This window comes from Dactylosporangium sp. NPDC051541 (assembly GCF_044454505.1).
Taxonomy (GTDB): domain Bacteria; phylum Actinomycetota; class Actinomycetes; order Mycobacteriales; family Micromonosporaceae; genus Dactylosporangium.
Genome location: NZ_JBITDU010000030.1, coordinates 28,709 through 47,502, shown reverse-complemented (window position 1 = coordinate 47,502; position 18,794 = coordinate 28,709). Strand labels below are relative to the sequence as shown.

General features: G+C 70.5%; 16 protein-coding genes. 10 read left to right on the top strand and 6 right to left on the bottom strand.

Annotated elements, in window-relative coordinates; genetic code table 11:
- Positions 1-88 precede the first annotated feature (88 nt).
- Complete coding sequence (locus ACIA8L_RS54270) at positions 89-1,618, top strand: tryptophan 7-halogenase (protein ID WP_395917826.1); 1,530 nt, start codon at positions 89-91, stop codon at positions 1,616-1,618.
- 34 nt (positions 1,619-1,652) lie between these two features.
- Here the strand turns inward: ACIA8L_RS54270 and ACIA8L_RS54265 are convergent, their stop codons facing one another.
- Entirely contained in the window at positions 1,653-2,564 is a 912-nt protein-coding gene (locus tag ACIA8L_RS54265) for a LysR substrate-binding domain-containing protein (RefSeq protein ID WP_395917824.1), read from the bottom strand.
- A gap of 88 nt (positions 2,565-2,652) precedes the next feature.
- Between ACIA8L_RS54265 and ACIA8L_RS54260 the strand changes: the two genes are divergently transcribed.
- From ACIA8L_RS54260 to ACIA8L_RS54235, 6 genes are all read left to right on the top strand, one after another.
- Positions 2,653-3,678 (top strand): pyridoxal-phosphate dependent enzyme, encoded by a 1,026-nt coding sequence (locus tag ACIA8L_RS54260; protein ID WP_395917822.1) that lies wholly within the window; start codon positions 2,653-2,655, stop codon positions 3,676-3,678.
- Entirely contained in the window at positions 3,675-4,934 is a 1,260-nt protein-coding gene (locus ACIA8L_RS54255; RefSeq protein ID WP_395917820.1) for a M20 family metallo-hydrolase, read from the top strand. The genes ACIA8L_RS54260 and ACIA8L_RS54255 overlap by 4 nt, the downstream gene beginning before the upstream one ends.
- Positions 4,931-6,151, top strand: coding sequence for an amidohydrolase (locus tag ACIA8L_RS54250; RefSeq protein WP_395917818.1), 1,221 nt, complete (start codon positions 4,931-4,933; stop codon positions 6,149-6,151). Before ACIA8L_RS54255 ends, ACIA8L_RS54250 begins: the two co-directional genes overlap by 4 nt.
- The gene (locus tag ACIA8L_RS54245) at positions 6,148-6,744 is read left to right on the top strand and encodes a cadmium resistance transporter (RefSeq protein ID WP_395917816.1); all 597 of its coding nucleotides are present in this window, start codon (positions 6,148-6,150) and stop codon (positions 6,742-6,744) included. Before ACIA8L_RS54250 ends, ACIA8L_RS54245 begins: the two co-directional genes overlap by 4 nt.
- A gap of 183 nt (positions 6,745-6,927) precedes the next feature.
- Complete coding sequence (locus ACIA8L_RS54240) at positions 6,928-9,507, top strand: S8 family peptidase (protein ID WP_395917814.1); 2,580 nt, start codon at positions 6,928-6,930, stop codon at positions 9,505-9,507.
- Positions 9,508-9,723: 216 nt separating this feature from the next.
- On the top strand, positions 9,724-12,003 hold the full coding sequence (locus tag ACIA8L_RS54235; protein ID WP_395917813.1) for an ATP-binding protein: 2,280 nt from the start codon (positions 9,724-9,726) through the stop codon (positions 12,001-12,003).
- Between the two features lie 46 nt (positions 12,004-12,049).
- Here ACIA8L_RS54235 and ACIA8L_RS54230 read toward each other — a convergent pair whose 3' ends face one another.
- The 4 genes from ACIA8L_RS54230 to ACIA8L_RS54215 form a co-directional block, all read right to left on the bottom strand.
- Positions 12,050-12,526: a hypothetical protein gene (locus tag ACIA8L_RS54230; protein ID WP_395917811.1), complete on the bottom strand. Its 477-nt coding sequence runs from the start codon at positions 12,524-12,526 to the stop codon at positions 12,050-12,052.
- A gap of 412 nt (positions 12,527-12,938) precedes the next feature.
- Positions 12,939-13,511, bottom strand: coding sequence for an HD family hydrolase (locus tag ACIA8L_RS54225; protein WP_395917809.1), 573 nt, complete (start codon positions 13,509-13,511; stop codon positions 12,939-12,941).
- Positions 13,512-13,896: 385 nt separating this feature from the next.
- Positions 13,897-14,106, bottom strand: a complete 210-nt coding sequence (locus ACIA8L_RS54220; protein ID WP_395917807.1) for a DUF397 domain-containing protein — start codon at positions 14,104-14,106, stop codon at positions 13,897-13,899.
- A complete protein-coding gene (locus ACIA8L_RS54215; RefSeq protein WP_395917805.1) occupies positions 14,099-15,097 on the bottom strand; it encodes a helix-turn-helix domain-containing protein in 999 nt (332 codons plus the stop codon). Before ACIA8L_RS54215 ends, ACIA8L_RS54220 begins: the two co-directional genes overlap by 8 nt.
- A 450-nt stretch (positions 15,098-15,547) precedes the next feature.
- On the opposite strand from ACIA8L_RS54215, the gene ACIA8L_RS54210 reads away from it, so the two are divergent.
- Positions 15,548-16,087 carry a hypothetical protein gene (locus tag ACIA8L_RS54210; protein WP_395917803.1) on the top strand — a complete coding sequence of 180 codons (540 nt, stop codon included), beginning with the start codon at positions 15,548-15,550 and terminating at the stop codon, positions 16,085-16,087.
- Positions 16,088-16,276: 189 nt separating this feature from the next.
- On the opposite strand, the gene ACIA8L_RS54205 is transcribed toward ACIA8L_RS54210, so the two are convergent.
- Positions 16,277-16,924, bottom strand: a complete 648-nt coding sequence (locus ACIA8L_RS54205; RefSeq protein WP_395917802.1) for a hypothetical protein — start codon at positions 16,922-16,924, stop codon at positions 16,277-16,279.
- 449 nt (positions 16,925-17,373) lie between these two features.
- On the opposite strand from ACIA8L_RS54205, the gene ACIA8L_RS54200 reads away from it, so the two are divergent.
- A complete protein-coding gene (locus tag ACIA8L_RS54200) occupies positions 17,374-18,168 on the top strand; it encodes a hypothetical protein (protein ID WP_395917800.1) in 795 nt (264 codons plus the stop codon).
- Between the two features lie 322 nt (positions 18,169-18,490).
- The gene (locus tag ACIA8L_RS54195; protein WP_395917798.1) at positions 18,491-18,793 is read left to right on the top strand and encodes a hypothetical protein; all 303 of its coding nucleotides are present in this window, start codon (positions 18,491-18,493) and stop codon (positions 18,791-18,793) included.
- The last annotated feature ends 1 nt before the right edge of the window (position 18,794 follow it).

Genomic DNA, 18,794 nt, shown 5'->3' with positions numbered 1-18,794 from the left:
TGGCGTGCAACTGGCGCGCGATGTCGCCGGCCCCAGGACGGGTGCCACGATCGCCGGGCCGCCATCGCCTACGCCCGGAGGTTCACCGGTGTCCGAGCCCGAGAAGGTGTCCGCGCCCGAGAACGTGTCCGCGCCGGAGCAGTTCGATGTCATCGTCGTCGGTGGTGGGCCGGCCGGGTCGACCCTGGCCTCGCTGGTGCGGATGAAGGGCGCCCGGGTACTGCTGCTGGAGCGCGAGGTCTTCCCGCGGTACCAGATCGGCGAGTCGCTGCTGCCGGCCACCGTCCACGGCGTGTGCCGGCTGCTCGGCGTCACCGACGTGCTCGCCGCGGCCGGCTTCCCGGTCAAGCGCGGCGGCACCTTCCGCTGGGGTGCGCGCAAGCAGGCCTGGACGTTCTCGTTCGCCGTGTCGCCCCGGGTCGCCTCCCCGACGTCGTACGCCTACCAGGTCGAGCGGTCCAAGTTCGACAAGATCCTGCTGGACAACGCGGTCCGGCTCGGCGTGGACGTCCGACAGGGCCACACCGTCACCGGCATCATCGAGGCGGGCGAGCGGGTGCAGGGCGTGCGGTTCACCGGCCCGGACGGCACCGAGGGCCGGGCCACCGCCCGGTTCGTCGTCGACGCCTCCGGCAACACCAGCCGCCTGCACCCGAACACCGGCGGTCGGCGCGAGTACTCGCAGTACTTCCGCAGCCTGGCCCTGTTCGGCTACTTCGAGGGCGGCAAACGCCTTCCCGAGCCGATCTCGGGCAACATCGTGTCGGCCGCGTTCGACAGCGGCTGGTTCTGGTACATCCCGCTGAGCAGCACGCTGACCAGCGTCGGCGCGGTCGTGCACCGCAGCATGGCCGAGAAGGTACAGGGCGACCCGGAGACGGCGCTGAACGCGTTGATCAAGGAATGCCCGATGATCGACGACCTGCTGGAGAACGCTACCCGGGTGACCAGCGGGCAGTACGGGAAGCTGCGCGTGCGGAAGGACTACTCGTACCACAACACCCGCTTCTGGCGGCCCGGCCTGATCCTGATCGGGGACGCCGCCTGCTTCGTCGACCCCGTGTTCTCCTCCGGGGTCCACCTGGCCACCTACAGCGCGCTGCTGGCCGCCCGGTCCATCAACAGCATTCTGGCCGGCACGGTCGCCGAGGAGCCCGCGCTGCACGAGTTCGAGGCGCGCTACCGGCGCGAGTACAGCGTCTTCTACGAGTTCCTCACGTCCTTCTACCAGATGAACCGCGACGAGGACTCGTACTTCTGGGAGGCCAAGCGGATCACCCGCAGCGAGCACTACACCGAGTTCGAGTCCTTTGTGGAGCTCGTCGCCGGGGTCGCCTCCGGCGAGACCGCGCTGAGCGATGCCCAGAGCATGGTGGAGCACCTGACCAAGCGGGCCGACGAACTGGCCAGCGCGGTCGAGGACGTCGCCGGCGGCGAGCCCGGCGGCGCGTCGGCGATGCTGCGCTCGTCCGTGGTCAAGCAGGCCATGCACGAGGGGTCCCAGGTGCAGATGCGGGCGCTGCTCGGCGAGGCCGCGGTGCGGGAGGCGCCGCTGTTCCCGGGCGGCCTGGTGCCGTCGCTGGACAGCCTCACCTGGGAGCCCAGCGCGCCGGCGTAGAAAGGCCGGGGGTCCCCACCCGGCCGCGCCCGCCTCAGGGCAGCAAGTAGTTCGCGTTCGTCAGGAGGTGCCGGTGCACCTCGGCGAGCGCCGTGGTGCATGCCTGGCTGGCTGGACGGTCGATGGCGCCGGTTCGCACAGCGGTGAACACCGTCCGTTTCCGGCGGCCCAGGAGCGGGTTGAGGGTGATGCCGGGGCGGCTGCGCGCGTCGGCGAGCTCGGGAACGAGGGCGACGGCCAGTTGCTGCTCGACCATGCGCAGGTGGATCTGCAGATCGGTACTGGTGTAGCGGACGTCGGGCTCGAAACCGGCTTCGCGGCAGGTCGCCAGCGCCCATCGCCCGGCGGGCTTCGCGGCCGGCTCCATGGCGAAGGGTCGTTCCGCCACACCCGCCAGATCGTCTCCGGTCCACGAGTCCGGCACGGCCAGGAACAGCTCGTCGGTGAACAGGTCCCGGCGGGAGGTCCCAGCGAGCTGGCGCAGCGGATGTCCGGGGTACTCCTCGGCGAGCACGAGGTCGAAGTCACCGGCCACCAGGGCGGGCAGGGCGACGTCGGGTTCCAGTTCGGTGACCTCGACCCGCAGGTTCGGATGTTGTACCTGCAGGCGTGTGACGGCGGGTGGGATGACGGTGAGCACGGCTGTCTGGAATGCGGCGACACGCAGCGTCCCAGCGGTCTCGTGCAGGGAGCGGGCCAGGGCGCTTTCGGTGCGTTCCATCTCGGCGAGGAGCACCTCGGCGTGTTCGACGAGCAGTTCGCCTTGTGCGGTCAGCCGGACCCGGCGTCCTGCGGGCCGCAGTAGCTCGACGCCGGCCTCGCGCTCCAGGGTGGCGAGCTGCTGGGAGACGGCGGACGGGCTGAAGGACAGCGCCTGCGCGACGGCCGTGATCGTGCCGCGGCGGTGCAGCTCGCGCAGGAGACGAAGCCGGTGCAGGTCGAGCACAGCGATCGTGACCTTTCAGATTTCCTTCACGGTTGCCGCCAGTATCTCCCGCTGGACTGCACAGAGGATGATACCGACGATGGGTTTCATGACTTCGTGGTTCGTGTCGGCGCAGGCGCGATGCTGGACGTCGAGCGGATCGACGGCGGCGCCGCGGGACTTTCACCGTTCGCTGCCCGGGTACGAACCCACGGCGCTGATCGATCTTCCGACCCTCGCCGCCGAGCTCGGCGTGGGTCGTGTCCTGGTCAAAGACGAGTCCCATCGGCTGGGCCTGCCGGCGTTCAAGGTCCTGGGCGCCTCGTGGGCCTGCCGGCAGGTCCTGCTGCGGCACCCGGCGGCGGAGCTGGTGACGGCCACCGACGGCAACCACGGGCGGGCGGTTGCCCGGATGGCCGCGCACTTCGGCGTGGTTTCGACGGTGTTCACGCCCAAGGTGATGCTCGAGGCGACCAAGGACCGCATCGCCGCCGAAGGCGCCCAGGTCGTCCAGGTCGAGGGTGACTACGACGAAGCGGTCCGCGCCGCCGCCGGCTATGCACAGGGCGGCACGGACCGCGCCCTCGTCCAGGACACGGCCTGGGACGGCTACACCGAGGTACCAGCCTGGATCGTCGAGGGTTACCAGACGCTGCTCCACGAGATCGACGAGCAGCTGGACACGCCCCCCGACCTGGTCGTCGTCCCGGCCGGGGTCGGCTCGCTGGCCGAGGCGGTGGTCCGCCACTATCGCCGGCCCCGGACCCCGCACCCCGCTGTGCTGACGGTCGAGCCCGACACGGCCGCCTGTCTGCTGGTCAGCCTGCGCAACGGCCGTCCCATTACCGTGGCGACCGCGGCCACGGTCATGGCCGGTCTCAACTGCGGCACCATCTCCAGTTCAGCGTGGCCGGTGCTGCGCGACGGGTGCGACGCGGCCGTCGCCGTCGGCGACGCCGCGGCACTGCGCGCCGTCGCCGACCTCGGCCGCCTGGGCGTCTCGTCAGGGCCCAGCGGAGCCGCGACGCTCGCGGGTGTGCGGGCCGCCCTGTCCGTACCCGAGCGCCGCACCGCACTCGACCTGGCCGACGACGCCGTCGTGGTCCTGCTCAGCACCGAAGGGAACCGGTCATGACCAGCACCATCCGGATCAACCGCGAACGGCTCTGGCGCACCCTGATGGAGCTCAAGGAGATCGGCGGCTACGACGACGAGGCCACCGGGCTACGCGGCGTACGCCGGCTCGCGCTGACCGACGCCGACGCCGAGGCCCGCCGCCGCTGCGTGCAGTGGATGACCGAGGCCGGGCTGGACGTCCGGGTCGACCGGATCGGCAACGTCTACGCCACCCGACCCGGCCGTGACCGGACCCTGCCGTGCGTTCTCATGGGCTCGCACATCGACACCGTCGCCACCGGCGGCGCCTTCGACGGCACGCTGGGCGTCCTCGGCGGCATCGAAGTGATGCGCACCCTCAACGACGCCGGCGTCGAGACCCTCCGCGACGTCGAGGTCGGGTTCTTCACCGAGGAGGAAGGCGTCCGGTTCGGCATCGACATGCTCGGGTCCGCCGTCACCGCCGGCCGCATCCCCCTCGACCAGGCCCACAAGCTGACCGACGCCGACGGCAAGACCGTCGAGGAGGAGCTTCTCCGCATCGGCTTCGACGGCGACGCGCACGAGCGACGCCCCATCCCCTACGCCTACATCGAGTGCCACATCGAGCAGGGCCCGCTCCTCGCCGACGCCGGGGTCGACGTCGGCATCGTCGAGGGTGTCCAGTCGATCTCCTGGCAGCGGCTCATCGTCGCCGGGGAAGCGGCACACGCCGGCACCACACCGATCGAGTCCCGCCACGACGCCGGCCTCGTCGCCGCCGCCGTCGTGGTCGAGCTGCGCCGGATGTGCGACAGCGGCGAATTCGGCCGGCTCCGCGCCACCGTCGGCACCTTCGACATCGGCGCCGGCCAGACCAACGTTATCCCACACCGGGCCACCATCACCGTCGACCTGCGCAACCCCGACGACAAGCTCATGACCGCCGCCGAACAGCACCTCGCCGACTACGTCGAAGCGCTCGCCCAAGCGCACGGCGTCACGACGACCTGGGAGCGGATGGCCAAGACCGCCGTCGTCCCGTTCGACGCCGCCATCCAGGACGTCCTCGCCGCCACCGCCGACGACCTCGGCCTGCCCTACGTCCGAGCCATGTCCGGTGCCGGGCACGACGCGCAGGAGATCGCCGCCATCTGCCCCACCGCCATGGTCTTCGTCGCCGGCGAACACGGCGGCATCAGCCACACCCCGCGGGAATACTCCAACCCCGACGCCTGCGGCAATGGCACCGACGTCCTCGCCAACGCCGTCCTCCGCCTGGCCCAGCAGCCGTGAGCACCACCGGTCTCGCCGGGCCGGCCCGGCTCGCTGCCCGCCTGCGCAGCTGGAGACACGACCTGCACCGGATCCCCGAGACGGCGTTCAACGAGCACGCGACCAGCCGGTACGTCGCCGCCACGCTGCGGGATCTGGGGTTCCAGGTCGTCGCCGGAGTCGGCGGTACCGGGGTCGTGGCCTCACTGACCCGCGGTCGTCCGGGCCGCGCCATCGGGTTCCGGTCAGAGCTGGACGCGCTGCCGATCGAGGAACACAGCGGCCTGGCCTACGCGTCCGAGCATCCCGGCACGATGCACGCCTGCGGCCACGACGGGCACCTGGCCATGGTGCTGGGAGCGGCCGCGGTCCTGGCCGAGGAGGGCGGATTCGACGGTACCGTCCGGATCATCCTGCAACCGGCCGAGGAACCGGGCCGTGGCGCGCAAGCCATGCTCGACGACGGCCTCTTCGAGCGGTTCCCGGTGGATCGGCTCTTCGCGCTGCACAATCATCCCGGCTCGCCGGCCGGACACCTGCTGACCCGTCCCGGACCCATGATGGCCAGCGAGGACAACTTCACCATCCACATCACCGGCCGCGGCGGGCACGCCTCCGCCCCCCACCTCGTCGTCGACCCGCTGGTCATCGGCGCCGAGATCCTCCTGGCCCTGCAGCAGATCGTCGCCCGCAGCGTCGACCCCCTCCACGCCGCCGTGCTGTCCTGCACCGACCTGCGCACCGACGGAGCACGCAACGCCATCCCGAGCCACGTCACCATCACCGGCGACACCCGCAGCTTCAGCCCCTCCGTCCAGGCGCTGCTGGAACGACGCATCCGCGACATCGGCACCGGTATCGCCGCCGCACACGGCGCCACGGCGGAGATCACCTACACCCACGAATTCGCACCCACCGTCAACGACGACGAATGTGTGGCCATCGCCGGCGAGGCCGCAGCTCACGCACTCGGCGAAGACCACGTCCAGCTCGCCGCCGACCCCATCATGGCCAGCGAGGACTTCGGCGTCCTGGCCACCCACGTCCCGGCCTGCCTGGCCCTCATCGGCAACGGCACCGCTCCCGGCGCAGGCGGAACACCGCTGCACAGCCACGACTACACGTTCAACGACGACATCCTCACCGCCGGCGTCGCCTACTACCGCCAACTCGCCCATCACGTCCTCCACACGGAAAAGCACGCGGAGCGGACCGCAGTTGCGGGGCCGCACTCGTGAGCGCAGGCACCATCGGGCCGGCGGCCGGCCTGTTCGCGGTCACCAACATCGACGACATCCTGATCCTCGCCCTGTTCTTCGCCCAAGGCGCCGGGCACAAAGGCGCGACGAGGAACATCGCCATCGGTCAGTACCTCGGCTTCGCCGCGATCCTGGCCACCGCCGTGGCCGCCGCGTTCGGTGCGACGTTCCTACCGGAGAGCGTCATCCCGTACCTCGGGCTCCTCCCGCTCGGCCTGGGCATCAAGGCCGCGGTCCAGGCATGGCGACACCGCGGCGGCACCGACGACGAAGCGGAGGCCGAGCAGGACGGCCCGAAGATCCTCGAGGTTGCCACTGTCACCTTCGCCAACGGCGGCGACAACATCGGCGTGTACGTCCCGGTGTTCGCCACCGCCGGCATCGGCGGCATGAGCATCTACGTCGTCGTCTTCCTCGTCCTGGTCGCCGTCTGGATCGCCGCCGGCCGGTACCTCGCCACCCGTCCGGTGATCGCCAGAGCGCTCGGCCGGTGGGGACACATGCTGATGCCGATCGTCCTCATCGGCATCGGCCTGCTCATCCTCGTCGAGGGCGGAGCCTTCGGGTTGTAGCAGGGGAACCCCATTGGGCCGGCCGCAAGGCTCGACCCTGCGTGGTCGCGAAACTCGCCGACTCGACGTACCGGCCGGCCGAACGGTCGAAGTCGTCGATATGCAGTGTCGCAATATCGTCAATCAGGCGTCTGTCGGTGGAAGAGGGACCCGCTCGGAGCCGTGTACAGCAATCATCGAAGTGTGGACGATGTACGCGTAGCGGTGTCGGAGCAGCTGGAGCATTGGGCCCAGTGGTATGCCCAGGGCCACCCCGAGGAGCTGGGCGCGGTCGGGCCCGACCCCCGGCGGGCGGCGTACTTCGTCGCCGACGAGATGCTGGTCGATACGTCCGATCGCGACAGCATCGCCGAACTGGTCGCCGACTTCGGCGCCGAGGTGCTGCCCGAACCGCCCGTGCCACCCCCGCCTCCGGCCATTGCCGCCATCGCTCGCCATCGCCGGATCCGCTCGTTCGACGAGATGCCCGGCGTGGTTCGCCTGCGGTTCGCCGACCCGCCCCGGCTGGACGGCGCCGCTCGCGAGCTGGCCGAGGCGTACGCCCGGCACACGCCCGAGCGCGGTGAGATCGCGGCCAGCTCCGAGCGCGCGATGCGGATGGCCGCGCTGGCCGCCCGGTACTCCGATCGCCCGACCGTCGGCCTGAACATTGTCGGCACTACGTGCGCGATGCCGCTCGCGCCGATCACGGAGGCGCCGGGGTTCGACCCGGTCCAATGGTGGACGACCAACGCCCGCCGCGTACGCCTGCCGCAGGCGTGGCTGCTGGCCGACTCGATCCGCCGGATACGCGGCCGCGGCCCGATGGTGATCCTGGCCGTCTGCGACGGCGGCTTCTGGCTCGACGAGTACGGCGTACCCCGCGGGCAGCCGTCCGATCTGGGCACCGGCGTCATGCAGATGGATCTGATGAGCGAGTTCGCCGCGATGCTCCAAATCGACCAGAAGAACGTCAACGGCACGGTCGGCGGCCGCAACCCGAACAAATGCTCGGGCGGCTCGGTCTGCCCCTGGCACGGCAACGCGGTCGCCTCGGTCGCGGCCGGCATCGTCAACAACAAGACCGGCATCGCCGGTGCGGCCGGTGACACCGCCCTGCCGTACCTGTTCCGGACGAACATCTCGGCCGCCCAGCTCATGTACTGCGCCAAGACGTGCGCGGCGTGGGGCATCGACGTACTGAACATGAGCATCGAGTTCACCTACACGCCGGAGATCCTCTTCGGCCACGGCTCGTGGGACTCGGTCTTCCAGTTCGCCGCCGACAACGGCGTCGTCATGGTCGCCGCGGCCGGCAACGACAACCACAATCTGCCGTACGAGGACAACCCGCGCCCCGCCACGCGGACGCCGGGTGTGCTCGCGGTCGGCGCGCTCGATGCGAACGGCGTGAAGCCGGCGGGCTTCTCGAACTACGGACCGTCGGTCAACCTGTGGGCGCCCGGTGTCGGCATTCCCGTGCCGCCGGACGGCGACGTCCCGTCCAACCACACCGAGGACGGAACCTCCGTCGCCTCACCGGTCGTCGCCGGCGTCGCGGCCATGATGCGCTGGGCCAACCCGGCCCTGACCTCCCAGCAGGTACGCCAGATCCTGCTCGACACCGCATGGGTGGGCGAGAGTGCGGCGACCAGGTGCCTGGACGCGTACGCCGCCCTGGGCAAGGCTGTTGGCTACCACATCGCGGACAGCGGCGAGCCGAACAACACTCCGGGCAGCGCCCGCGCGCTGATCTCCCAGCCGGACGGGACGCTGGTACCCAGCACCATCAACCCGTTCACCGCCATCTCGGCGAGCAACGACGTCGACTACTGGACCTTCACGCTCGGGCAGTTCTCCAACGTCGCGATCTCGCTCGACTACTACCAGATGCTCGTGAACCTCAAGATCGCTGTGGAGCCGGTGGCGCGTACCAGCCGTACCCCGGACAAACTCCTCACCTGGACCGGTACGCCCGGCGCGGTGCGCCTCAACGGTGTACTGGCGCCAGGGCAGTACCGGATCCGGGTCGACGGACCCGGGATGACGGCATACGCGCTGGCGGTGAAGACCACTCCGGCGCCGCTCAGGCCGGACCGGTTCGAGGCCAACGACTCCTTCGACAACGCGGCCATCATGCGGTTCTCCGGCAAGGCGACCCTGATCTCGTGGGCGCCCGGCTCCTACGAGGCGACGCTGCACGCGAACGTGTTCGGCGACGTGAACCAGGACTACTACCGCCTGGACACGGGGCCGTCAGTGGCGCTGTCGCACCCGCGGGTGACCGCCGACTTCGCCGACTTCCCGGTTGACGTGCACCTGTACGACTCGGCCCGGAAGGAACTCAAGATCTGGTCGCGTACGCTCGACTGGTCGCAGGCACTGGAGCCCGCAACGCACTATTACCTTCGCGTCAATGGCCAGCAGCCGACGCGCTATCGGCTGACAACGGCGATGGCGACGAACGACGGTGCGCTGCTCGGTCCTCGGCAGGTGCCGCGGCTCATCCCGCACTGGTGGATCGATCCCGCGCCATATCTCGTGGACGACCCGATGCAGGTGTACGGCATCCACGTCGGCGACTCCGAGATCGCGTTCGGCGGCGCGGTGGACGGTGTACGCCTGGAGCTGCTGTCGCCGGCCGGAGAGCCGCTGCGGCAGAGCACCGTGGACGAAGGCCGCCTGACACTCGACACGAGCACGATCCCCGCAGGCCTGTACGCTCTGCGAGTCACGCGCGTGTCCGAAGCCGCCGCCACCATTCACCGTCTCCCACCTCGCTGACGGGTGCGCCTCGAGCGGCGGCGCGGTCGACCGGGCGGCGAGTCTCCTCAGGCGCACCGCCGGTACCGGATCTGGCTCCCGTCACGGAAGAACCACGGCTCATGGCGGCTCTCCAGTTGGTAAAGCCGCAGTTCAGAGAGATTTGTCTCGCACCGCGGGTCACCGGGCGGAGGTGACTGTGGTGGTTCGAGAACGCACTGTGCCATTCTGGGGCGCGTGTCCGAGCCAGGCGCCGGTCCGTTCGGGCCGGCCGTGCGCGATCGGCGGCTCTCACTCCGCATGACGCAGGAGCAGCTGGCCGAGCGCGCCGGGCTGAGCGTCCGGTCCGTCAGCGCGATCGAGCGGGGCCGGGTCCGCTACCCGCGCCCGGAGTCGGCCCGGCTGATCGGGCGGGCGCTCGAGCTCGCCGGCGACGAGCTGGCGGCGTTCGAGGCGCTGGCCCGCGAGGAGTACTGGGACGACCGCGGCCCGGTGCCGCCGCCGGCGGGTCAGGTCGCGGTGCGGCCGGCGCAGCTCCCGCCCGGCATCGGCGAGCTCGTCGGCCGCGAGGCCGAGCTCGCGGCGCTGGACGGTCTGCTCGAACCGGCCGGCGGCCTGCCGATCGCCGCCGTCTCCGGCACGGCCGGCGTCGGCAAGACGGCGCTGGCGGTGCACTGGGCGCACCGGGCTCGCGACGCGTTTCCCGACGGGCAGCTGCACGCCGACCTGCGCGGGTTCGGGCCGGCGGGGCCACCGGCGGACCCGGCCGTGGTGCTGCGCGCCTTCCTGGACGCGCTCGGGGCGGGGCCGGGGCATACGCCGGCCACGCTTGACGAACAGGCGGCGCTGTACCGCAGCCTCCTCGACGGCCGCCGGATGCTCGTCCTGCTGGACAACGCGCGGGACGTCGAACAGGTCCGGCCGCTGCTGCCCGGCTCGGCCGGCTGTCTGGTGGTGGTCACCAGCCGGCACCGGCTGACCGGCCTGGTCGCCAGCCACGGTGCGCGGCCGCTCGTGCTCGGGGTCCTCGACGACGCCGCGGCGCGGCGGATGCTCATCGCGCGGATCGGTGCGTCGCGGGCGGCGGCGGAGGCGCCCGCGGTCGAGGAGATCGTGCGGCGGTGCGCCCGGCTGCCGCTGGCCCTCGGCGTGGTCGCCGCCCGGGCCGCCACCCATCCCACGCTGGCGCTCTCGGCGCTCGCGGATGAGCTGCGAGGGACACCGCGCGGGCTCGACGGCATCGACGGCGGCGACCCGGCCACTGATGTGCGGGCGGTGTTCTCCTCCTCGTACCGGGCGCTGCACGGGCCGGCGCGGCGCCTGTTCCGGCTGCTCGGGCTGCACCCCGGGCCGCACCTCGGCGCGGCGGCGGCCGGACGGCTGGCGGCGCTGGAGCCGGCGGCGGCGCGGTCCGCCCTCGCCGAACTCCTGCGCGGGCATCTCATCACCGAGGAGCCGGCCGGTCGGTTTGGCCTGCACGACCTGCTCCGGGCATACGCCGCCGAGCTCGCCGACGCGGAGGAGCCCCCACTGCGGCGCGCGGACGCCGTCGCCCGGCTGCTGCGGTACTACGCCGCCGTCGCCCAGGCGGCGGCCGCCCGGGTCTGGACGACCGGCCTGCTCGAGGCGCCGGAGGACGACCGGTGCGAGCCCGTCGCCGAGGCCTTCGCGGACCGGGCCGCCGCCCTGGCCTGGTTCGCGGCCGAGCGGCCGGCGCTTGGCGGGCTCGTGCTGCTGGCCGCCGAGGCGGGCGCCGACTGGCCCACGGTGGCGCTCGCGGCCGCGACCGGGAGGTACCTGCAGCTCGTCGGCGGCTGGGCGGAGCAGCAGCGGGTGATGCTGACCGGCGTGGAGGCCGCCGAGCGGCTCGGCCGGCCACCGGCGCTGGTCCAGTGCCGCCTCGTGCTGGCGCAGGCGCAGATGCTGGGCGGCGACTGCGAAGGGGCGCACGAGCAACTGCGACGCGCGCTCGACACCGCCCTGGGCGCCGGCGACACCGGCGCCGCGCTGACCGTGCGCCTGGCGGCCGGCCGGGTCTACGAGCAGGAGCACCGCCACCACGAGGCCATCGCCGAGGCCCGGCGCGCCCTGGCCGAGCTCGGCGACGACCGGTCCGAGCTGCGGCTGGGGCCGCTGAACACGATCGCCTGGCAGTATGCGCTGCTCGGAGCCTACGACGAGGCGATCCAGCACAGCCGTGCGGTGGTCGAGGCGAGCACCGGGCTGTCGTACGTGGTCGCCGCCGCCCTGCGCACGCTGGGCTACTCGGAGCATCGCGCGGGCCGGCCGGGCGTTGGCCGCGGACACCTCGAGCGCTCCGCCGCGACGTACCAGCAGCTGGGCAACCGGTACCGGGAGGCGGCCACGCTCGACGACGCGGCCGCCGCGATGCTCGACGACGGCGACGCCGCGGCGGCCGGGCGGGCCTGGCGGCAGGCCCTGCACATCTACGCCGAGTTCGGGCACCCGGCCGCCGCGGACATCCGCGCGAAGCTGCACCGGCTCGGCGGGCAGTAGAGCGGCGCCCCGTCCGCGGCGACACTGCCGCGGACGGGGCAGCCCGTCAGGTGCAGACGAGGTAGCCCTGGTGCCAGCCGCTCCACCGCCCGCTGGCCCCCGTGCCGCGCTGGTTGTAGTACCAGTAGCCGTTGGTGCCGACCACGTTGAGGATCACCGACCCGCCGCCGCAGTTCCAACGGTCCCAGTCCGCGGAGTCGTAGTCGTGGAGGATCTGCCCGCCCATGCTGGTCCAGGCGCTGTACGTGCCGCCGTTGCGCCACCGTGTCCAGACCGCGAAGTCGGGGCCGATGACGAACACCTCCTGGATGCTGGACGTGATCTGCGAGCTCAGGACGCCGTAGTCGCAGAGGTAGCTGCCGCCCCAGGTCGGCAGCGAGCACTTCTGCCCGGGTGAGGCCGACGCTGCGGTCGGCGCCAGCGCAAGCATGCCCCCGATTACCGCCAGGCCCGCGGCGGCCAGGCCGAGCCGGCGGCGCACCCTCGCCGCCACGCCCCGCTCCGTCGTCTCCGTCGTGGTCATATATCTCCCCCTCGTGTCGCCGGCCGGTACCCTCCCCCGGCCGGTGCGCCCGTGCGCCCACCGAGTCTCGAACGCATCGACCCGCCTCACCACGAAGAACAACCGGACGTCCGACCGGAAGATCAGCCGGTGTGGTATAAAAATACCTGTATACAAATCTGCACCCGCAGGGCTGCCGTAGTCATCGAGCCCCAAGCCGGCCGATACGGTGGCCGGGCAGTTCGTCGGGGGTGCTCGCCGAGCTGAGCGGGGGTCGCTGCGGTCGGCATCAGCCCCATGAACATCGAGCAACACTCCGCCAGCGGATCAAGGAGCGCGGGGCTGAGTCGCGGAGGTAGAGCCCTATCGGGCGGCGGCACAGGTAGAGCGGGTGTGGCAATCAGAGAGTAAAACGCCGATGCCGGGACCGTCGCTATCGGTCGCGCCAGGCCAGCGGCGAGACTTTCACGGCCGCGTCGGCGACGCGGCGGGCAGTGGCGGTCGTGAGGCCGTCGCGAGCCGATTCGAGCCAGCCATCAATCCGCTGGACGCCTATATCGCGATATTCAAGCGCCTGGAGCAGCATCTCGAGTTTGTCGGCGTCCTTGGCACACTGCGCTTCCAGGGTTTGCCGCGTCTCGTACTCATCGACGGCACCACGGACGGCATCGCGGCTGGGCTCGGGCAGTCGCGCCGTCTGGTCCGCAGTGATCTGACGCGGCTCCGGCTTGCTCAGATAGGCCGCCGCCGTGTGCGGCAGGTCGCCGGTCCGGGTTTCCTGGCTGTCGTGAAACAGCGCCAGCAACGCGGCACGCGCTGGATCCCCGCCTTCCTCTGCTGCGAGTAGCGCAGCCAACTGTGCGGTGCGCATCGTATGCTCGGCCACCGACTCAGGGTCCCGCACACCCACATGCCACCATCCAGATCGGCGGATTCGTTTCAGCAGTCCGAGCTCGAACCCGAAGACGGCAACCGCCTGTGCGGCGTGCTCGGCCTCATCTGACACGGAGGATCCTTTCCATTTCATGTGCGCGACGAGGACCCGTCATCGGCCGGTGATATGCGTGGCGTACTACAGCCCCGCGATCTGGTCGCCCTCAGTACGCCGCAACGCATCTGGATAGGCGACCTTATGATCACTGCTTCGCTTGCCCGAGAAACTCGTTGGTAGGTGGGGCCACGGATCGGAAGGCCTGATCAGTCGTCAAGGTCCACGCTTCGACGGCGTTCGCGTAGGCATACTCAAGTTGGAGATCTCGCGCGGGGTGTTAAAGCTCTGCGGTCGAGAGGTCGAGCCGGCTGAGTGCCCTCCAGCCAGCCGGTCACGGTCGACTCTTCTTCGACACGCAATCGGCGACGGCTCCCAACACGGCCAGCTGCCCCGCTACTACTCACAAATCGAATGTGCTGGCTTTAACCTCCGCGATAAATGCCGCCCATTCGGAATCAGCAATTACCACCACCGCACCACCGCGGTCCTTGCTGTCCCGGACAGCGACGATGCCCGGCGCTTCGGGCACCACACAAGCTACTTCGACGCAGTTGCCAGAATCGCCGCTGCGAGGGCTCGTGTGCCAGTTCGCACCGGTCAGGTCAAGCATCAACGGTCTCCTCAATCATCTGACTCATTAGGTGACGCGACGATTCCTCATCCCATGCACGAGCTTCGAGCGCTATCCAAGCACTTACGTACTCGTCCACTACAGTGGGCTTGTCGAGGTAGAGGGCCCCGGTTAACGACTCCAGGTAGATCGTGGCAGGATCGGCCGGTCGACCGCCATCCATCGCGAAGTCTAGAATGACGAATTCACCGGCAACGAGCGTCCGGTGCGGACCGGTCGAGGCCGGAATCACGCGAATAATGATGTTGGAAGACTCGCTCGCCGTCAGCAGCCGCTGGATTTGGACGTTCGAAGCGCCATTCGGTAGCGGCCGACGCAGAGCGCTTTCTTCGACAATCACGCTGAGCTTCGGCGCTTTCGGCACTCGCCTGCGGAGGAGCTTCTGGCGTTCGAGACGCAGGTTGACGATCTGCTCGGTCACAGCAGCCGGTCTTCCCGGCTTCTGACCGACGATCTCCGCTGCGTATTCGCGAGTCTGCAGCAGGCCCGGGACGAGCAAAGGGCAGTACATGCGGAGACGGCTTGCGGCGCGTTCGAGGTCGACGTACAGCTCGAACCATTCCGGTATGACGTCGCCGTAGGCATGGTAGTAGCCCTTCTCCTTCGCCTCGGACAGCAATGCCAGAAGCGCTTCGAGGGTGTCGCGGTTCGTTACATGGGTGACGCCGTACACCGCGCACAGGCTGACCAGCTCGTGTCCCTTCAGGACGGTGTGGCCGGCCTCGACCTTGTACAGCTTATTGCGGCCCCATTCCATGGCCGCAGCCGCACCGGCGACCGTGTTCGCCGACTCCTCGCGGAGCTGGCGCAGGAAGGCCCCGAGCCGGCGGGCCGGGAACGTCGTCCCACCCTTCGTTGCGCTGCCTACCACGTGCACCTCCTTCTCCAGGATGGCGCTCGATCTGTCTCTGACGAGACACTCGCGCTGCCCCAAACGGAACAAGTGCAGCCCCGTTTGGAGAATCTCCATTCAGGTTGTTGCTCCGGCTGCTGATGGTAGGCCAAGCTTCGCTCAGCGGTGTTCCCGTCCTGGACCGCAAGCGTGGCGGCACCGAATCTCAAGTTGGTCAAAGCCTTGACCGTGATTGCAAAGTGACGGGACAAATCATGACAACCACGGCACGTGTGGCAGCCGCAGTCATCTTTGACGCTGCGCAACCGGTCATCGATTGCAACCGCTGTGCCGTCGATTGCTTCGGAAGTCGTGTGGCTGCGGACGTCCGTGGCCTTGTTGGTCATCCAGACGCCGTGCCGAAGCGACCTTTACCCGGTCTCGGCGACTGCCTCGCCGTACCCCTACCCCGACGACCGCAGCCAAGCATGTCGACCGGCCGCCGGTCGACTCGTTCGGCGACGGCCGGGCTTCGACCGCTGGCCGGGCGAACCCGCCCGAACCGGCCTTGACATGGAGAACCATCAAATGACGACCAGCAACATGACCGCGAGGATCCACTGCCTGCCCGACGCGCCGCAGGCAGACGCCGACCTGTACCTGTCCCGTACCAGCGCGTACCTCGGCCAGGACGACGGGGATCCGCTCCTGGTCCTCGTCGATGCTGACACCACGGTGTGCCTCGAGGCCGGGGCGGCCAGTCCAGTCGAGGTCATCGCCGCAGCGGAACAGATCGCGGACACCGCGCTGCGTTTCGCTGAGCTCGTCCGCGATGCGTGCCAGACCGCCTCGCATCTTCGCCTGGTGGGTGCTGCCGGTCCCGCGTGTATGGTGCCCTTCGACGAGCGAGCGGGCTGCGGCGTCAACGTCGCGCTCGCCGGCAGGCGGACGAGCAGTCTCGTCGGGCTGTCATTTGTGACGCTCCGGCGGGCGTGTACGACCCACGACCTGACCCTCGCACAGGCCACCAGGCTTCGCGACGAACTCGACGCCGTCCTGCGCCGGGCTCGGCTGACAACAGCTGACACCGGCCTCACGGATGTCTCGACCGTACCCAACAGCGGCTGACGGGTTTGGGTTGGCGAGCCGACCCTACCCCAACAGCGGCCAACGGCGACCAACAGCGGCCGGTTCGCCGGCTGTCACGCTGCCGATGTCCGATGACAGCGCCTCACAGCTGGTGGAATCAGCCCAACAGCGGCCTGACAGGGCGACCACTGCGGAGGCCCTCAGGCATCTCCGCAGTGGTCGTCTTCATCAGCGGTCGTCGAGCGGGCCGAAGACCAACAGTTCGCCCCACGGCGACGGCTCGGGCTGTTCGACACGCGGCGGCAGGTACTGGAAGGTGTCCGGGTCACCGGGGGTGCGGACAGCGGCGAGGTGTTGCAGGTAGGCCAGACCGGCCGCGTCGGCGGCAATCAGCAGCTCGTGCCGGTGTTGGGCCGTGAGCTCGGCCGCCGGTGCATCGCCGTTATCGGCCGCCGGGACTGGGTTGATCACGACAATGACGGCGTCGTGGCCGGTGGCGAGGTACCGGCAGGCCTGGAACAGGTCGGCGACGGCGGCGCTGTCCGGGCTGGGGTGGCGGGGCCAGCGGACGGCGATGAGGCTGACCTGGTCGGTGATGGCGTCGAGGGTGGCGATGTCGGCGCCGGTGGTGATGGCGCAGTAGCCGCGGCCGGTGGCGATGGCCGCCCGTTGCAGGGTCGGGTCGTCGTCGAAGTCGACGATGGTGTCGCCGCGGGTGGTGTACACCTGCAGCAGTCGCCTGGTGAGGCGGTCGATGAAGCCGTCGTCGGCGTCGGCCGAGTACGGGTGCTCGTCAAGGCGCCAGACGGCGCTGCCGTAGGCGGGGTCGGGCGATGCAGCGTCGTCTGACGGCTGCGTGGTGGCAGGTCGGGTCATCGGATGGTGGCTCCCCGCGCCGGGAATCGTGTTCGCGTCTTCAAAGGGCGCCGGCGGCGGGCCTGGTCCGGTCGCCGACCGGAGCGTCGGACCCAACGGGACCCAACACGCCGCAGCTGTTTGGTCGTCGTGGCCGGTTGATCAGCCTCTGTTCTGTGGTGTTCGGCGCTTGTTCGGTCGCGTCACGGTCCTGTTGGGCTGGTGTCGTGCGTGTTGGGCCAGCTGTTGGGCGGCAGCGTGGAACTGTTGGGCTCGGCCGCGGGCTGTTGGGTGGCAACGCTTGACCGGTTGGGTCGCTGTTGGCCAGGTCGCGGGCGCTGTTGGGTGCCGGCGGGCGGCGGTTGGGTCACGCGTTGGCGTTGTTGGGCTGGGTGTCGGGCGGGTGTGTCCGGATGTGGGCCGGCGCATCGTCCGGCCGGGACGGTGCCGTGGCTTGCGGGAGTGCGGACATGGCCGAGTTCACCGAAGGCCGGGCTAGGCGGCGAGCGCGGCCGTGGCCGGCGTCGCCGCTGGATGCGGCAGAGCGTGCCTACGAGCTGCTGCTGCAGCCACCGACCCGGTTGGGATTCGACGGGTGTGGCGTTGCCGGTCTGCCGCAGCGGCTGCTGTCGCTGCGGGAGCTGCGTGCGCTGTTGCTGCATCGGCAGACTGGTCCGGCGGTGCGGGACACGGTGTGGGCGGACCTCGTCGGCCGGGCCCGGTTGGACGGCCCGGCGTGGGTGATCGCGGCGGTCGGGCTGGCGATGCCGGGGCTGCGCAGCAGTGCCGGACGGCTGGCGGCGGGCTGGCGCGGCGACACCGCGGATCTCGACGCGGAGCTGCTGACCGGGTTCGTGGCCCGGCTGAGCACCATCGATGTGGACGGGCCGCGGATCTGCGGGCGGCTGCTCGACGCTGCGGTGCGGGCGGGCCGGCGGTTCCGGGATCGTGAGCAAGGCCTGGACGTGCTGCCGCTGCAGGCCGTCGGGCCGGTGTTGCCGGCGCGGCCGTTCGACCATCCGGATCTGGTGCTGGTGCGGGCGGTGGCGGCTGGGGTGATCGACGCCGATGAGGCCCGCATCGTCGGGGCGACGCGGTTGGGTGAAGCGACCGTCGCGCAGTGCGCGGACATGCTCGGGATCAGTGTGGCGCTCGCGTATGCGTGGCGGCGGCAGGCGGAGCGGCGCCTCGCGGATGCGATCGCCGCCGGTGAGCTGGCGTTCGTGGCGTTGCGGCCGCGGCGTCGGGCCGCGGCGCCGGGCTGACCGCACGGCGCCGTTGGGTGCCTGTTGGCCGCTGTTGGGTTCGGGCGCGGCGCGGTTGGCGGGAGGGTGGGGCGGTTGGTGGGCACGGCATCGTTCCGGTGCCGGCGTCCCGGGGACCGGGCCGTGGCCGGCGTCATGGGGATCGTGTTCGCCACCGTTCGCCCACGGCTGGAGGGAGTGCCGCTCCGACGGCCCGGCCCGGTTCCCGGTGACGCACCCGGTTCCCGAGCACAGGCCCGCCGTCGCGGGCCGGGAGGTACCCGTCATGTCTCGCACCACCCGATCCCGGGCCGCAGCCCGGGCTGTGGCCACGGCGGCCTTCGTGGCCGCGACGCTGGTGGTTCTGGCCGACCCGGTGTGGGCGGCACCACCACCGGCGGATACCGATCCGACGGCTCAGATCAACGCGATCATCGGCAATATCACGCGGTGGGTGACCGGGATGTTGTTCGGCGTTGCCACACTGTTCCTGACGATCAGCGGCGCGCGCCGGCTGACGGCCGGCGGTGACCCGACCCAGATCGAACGGGCCGGCCGCGAGTTCAAGAACGCGCTGATCGGCTACGCCCTCGCATTGCTGGCGCCGGTGGCACTCGGCATCGTCCGCAGCTGGCTCGGCGCCTGAC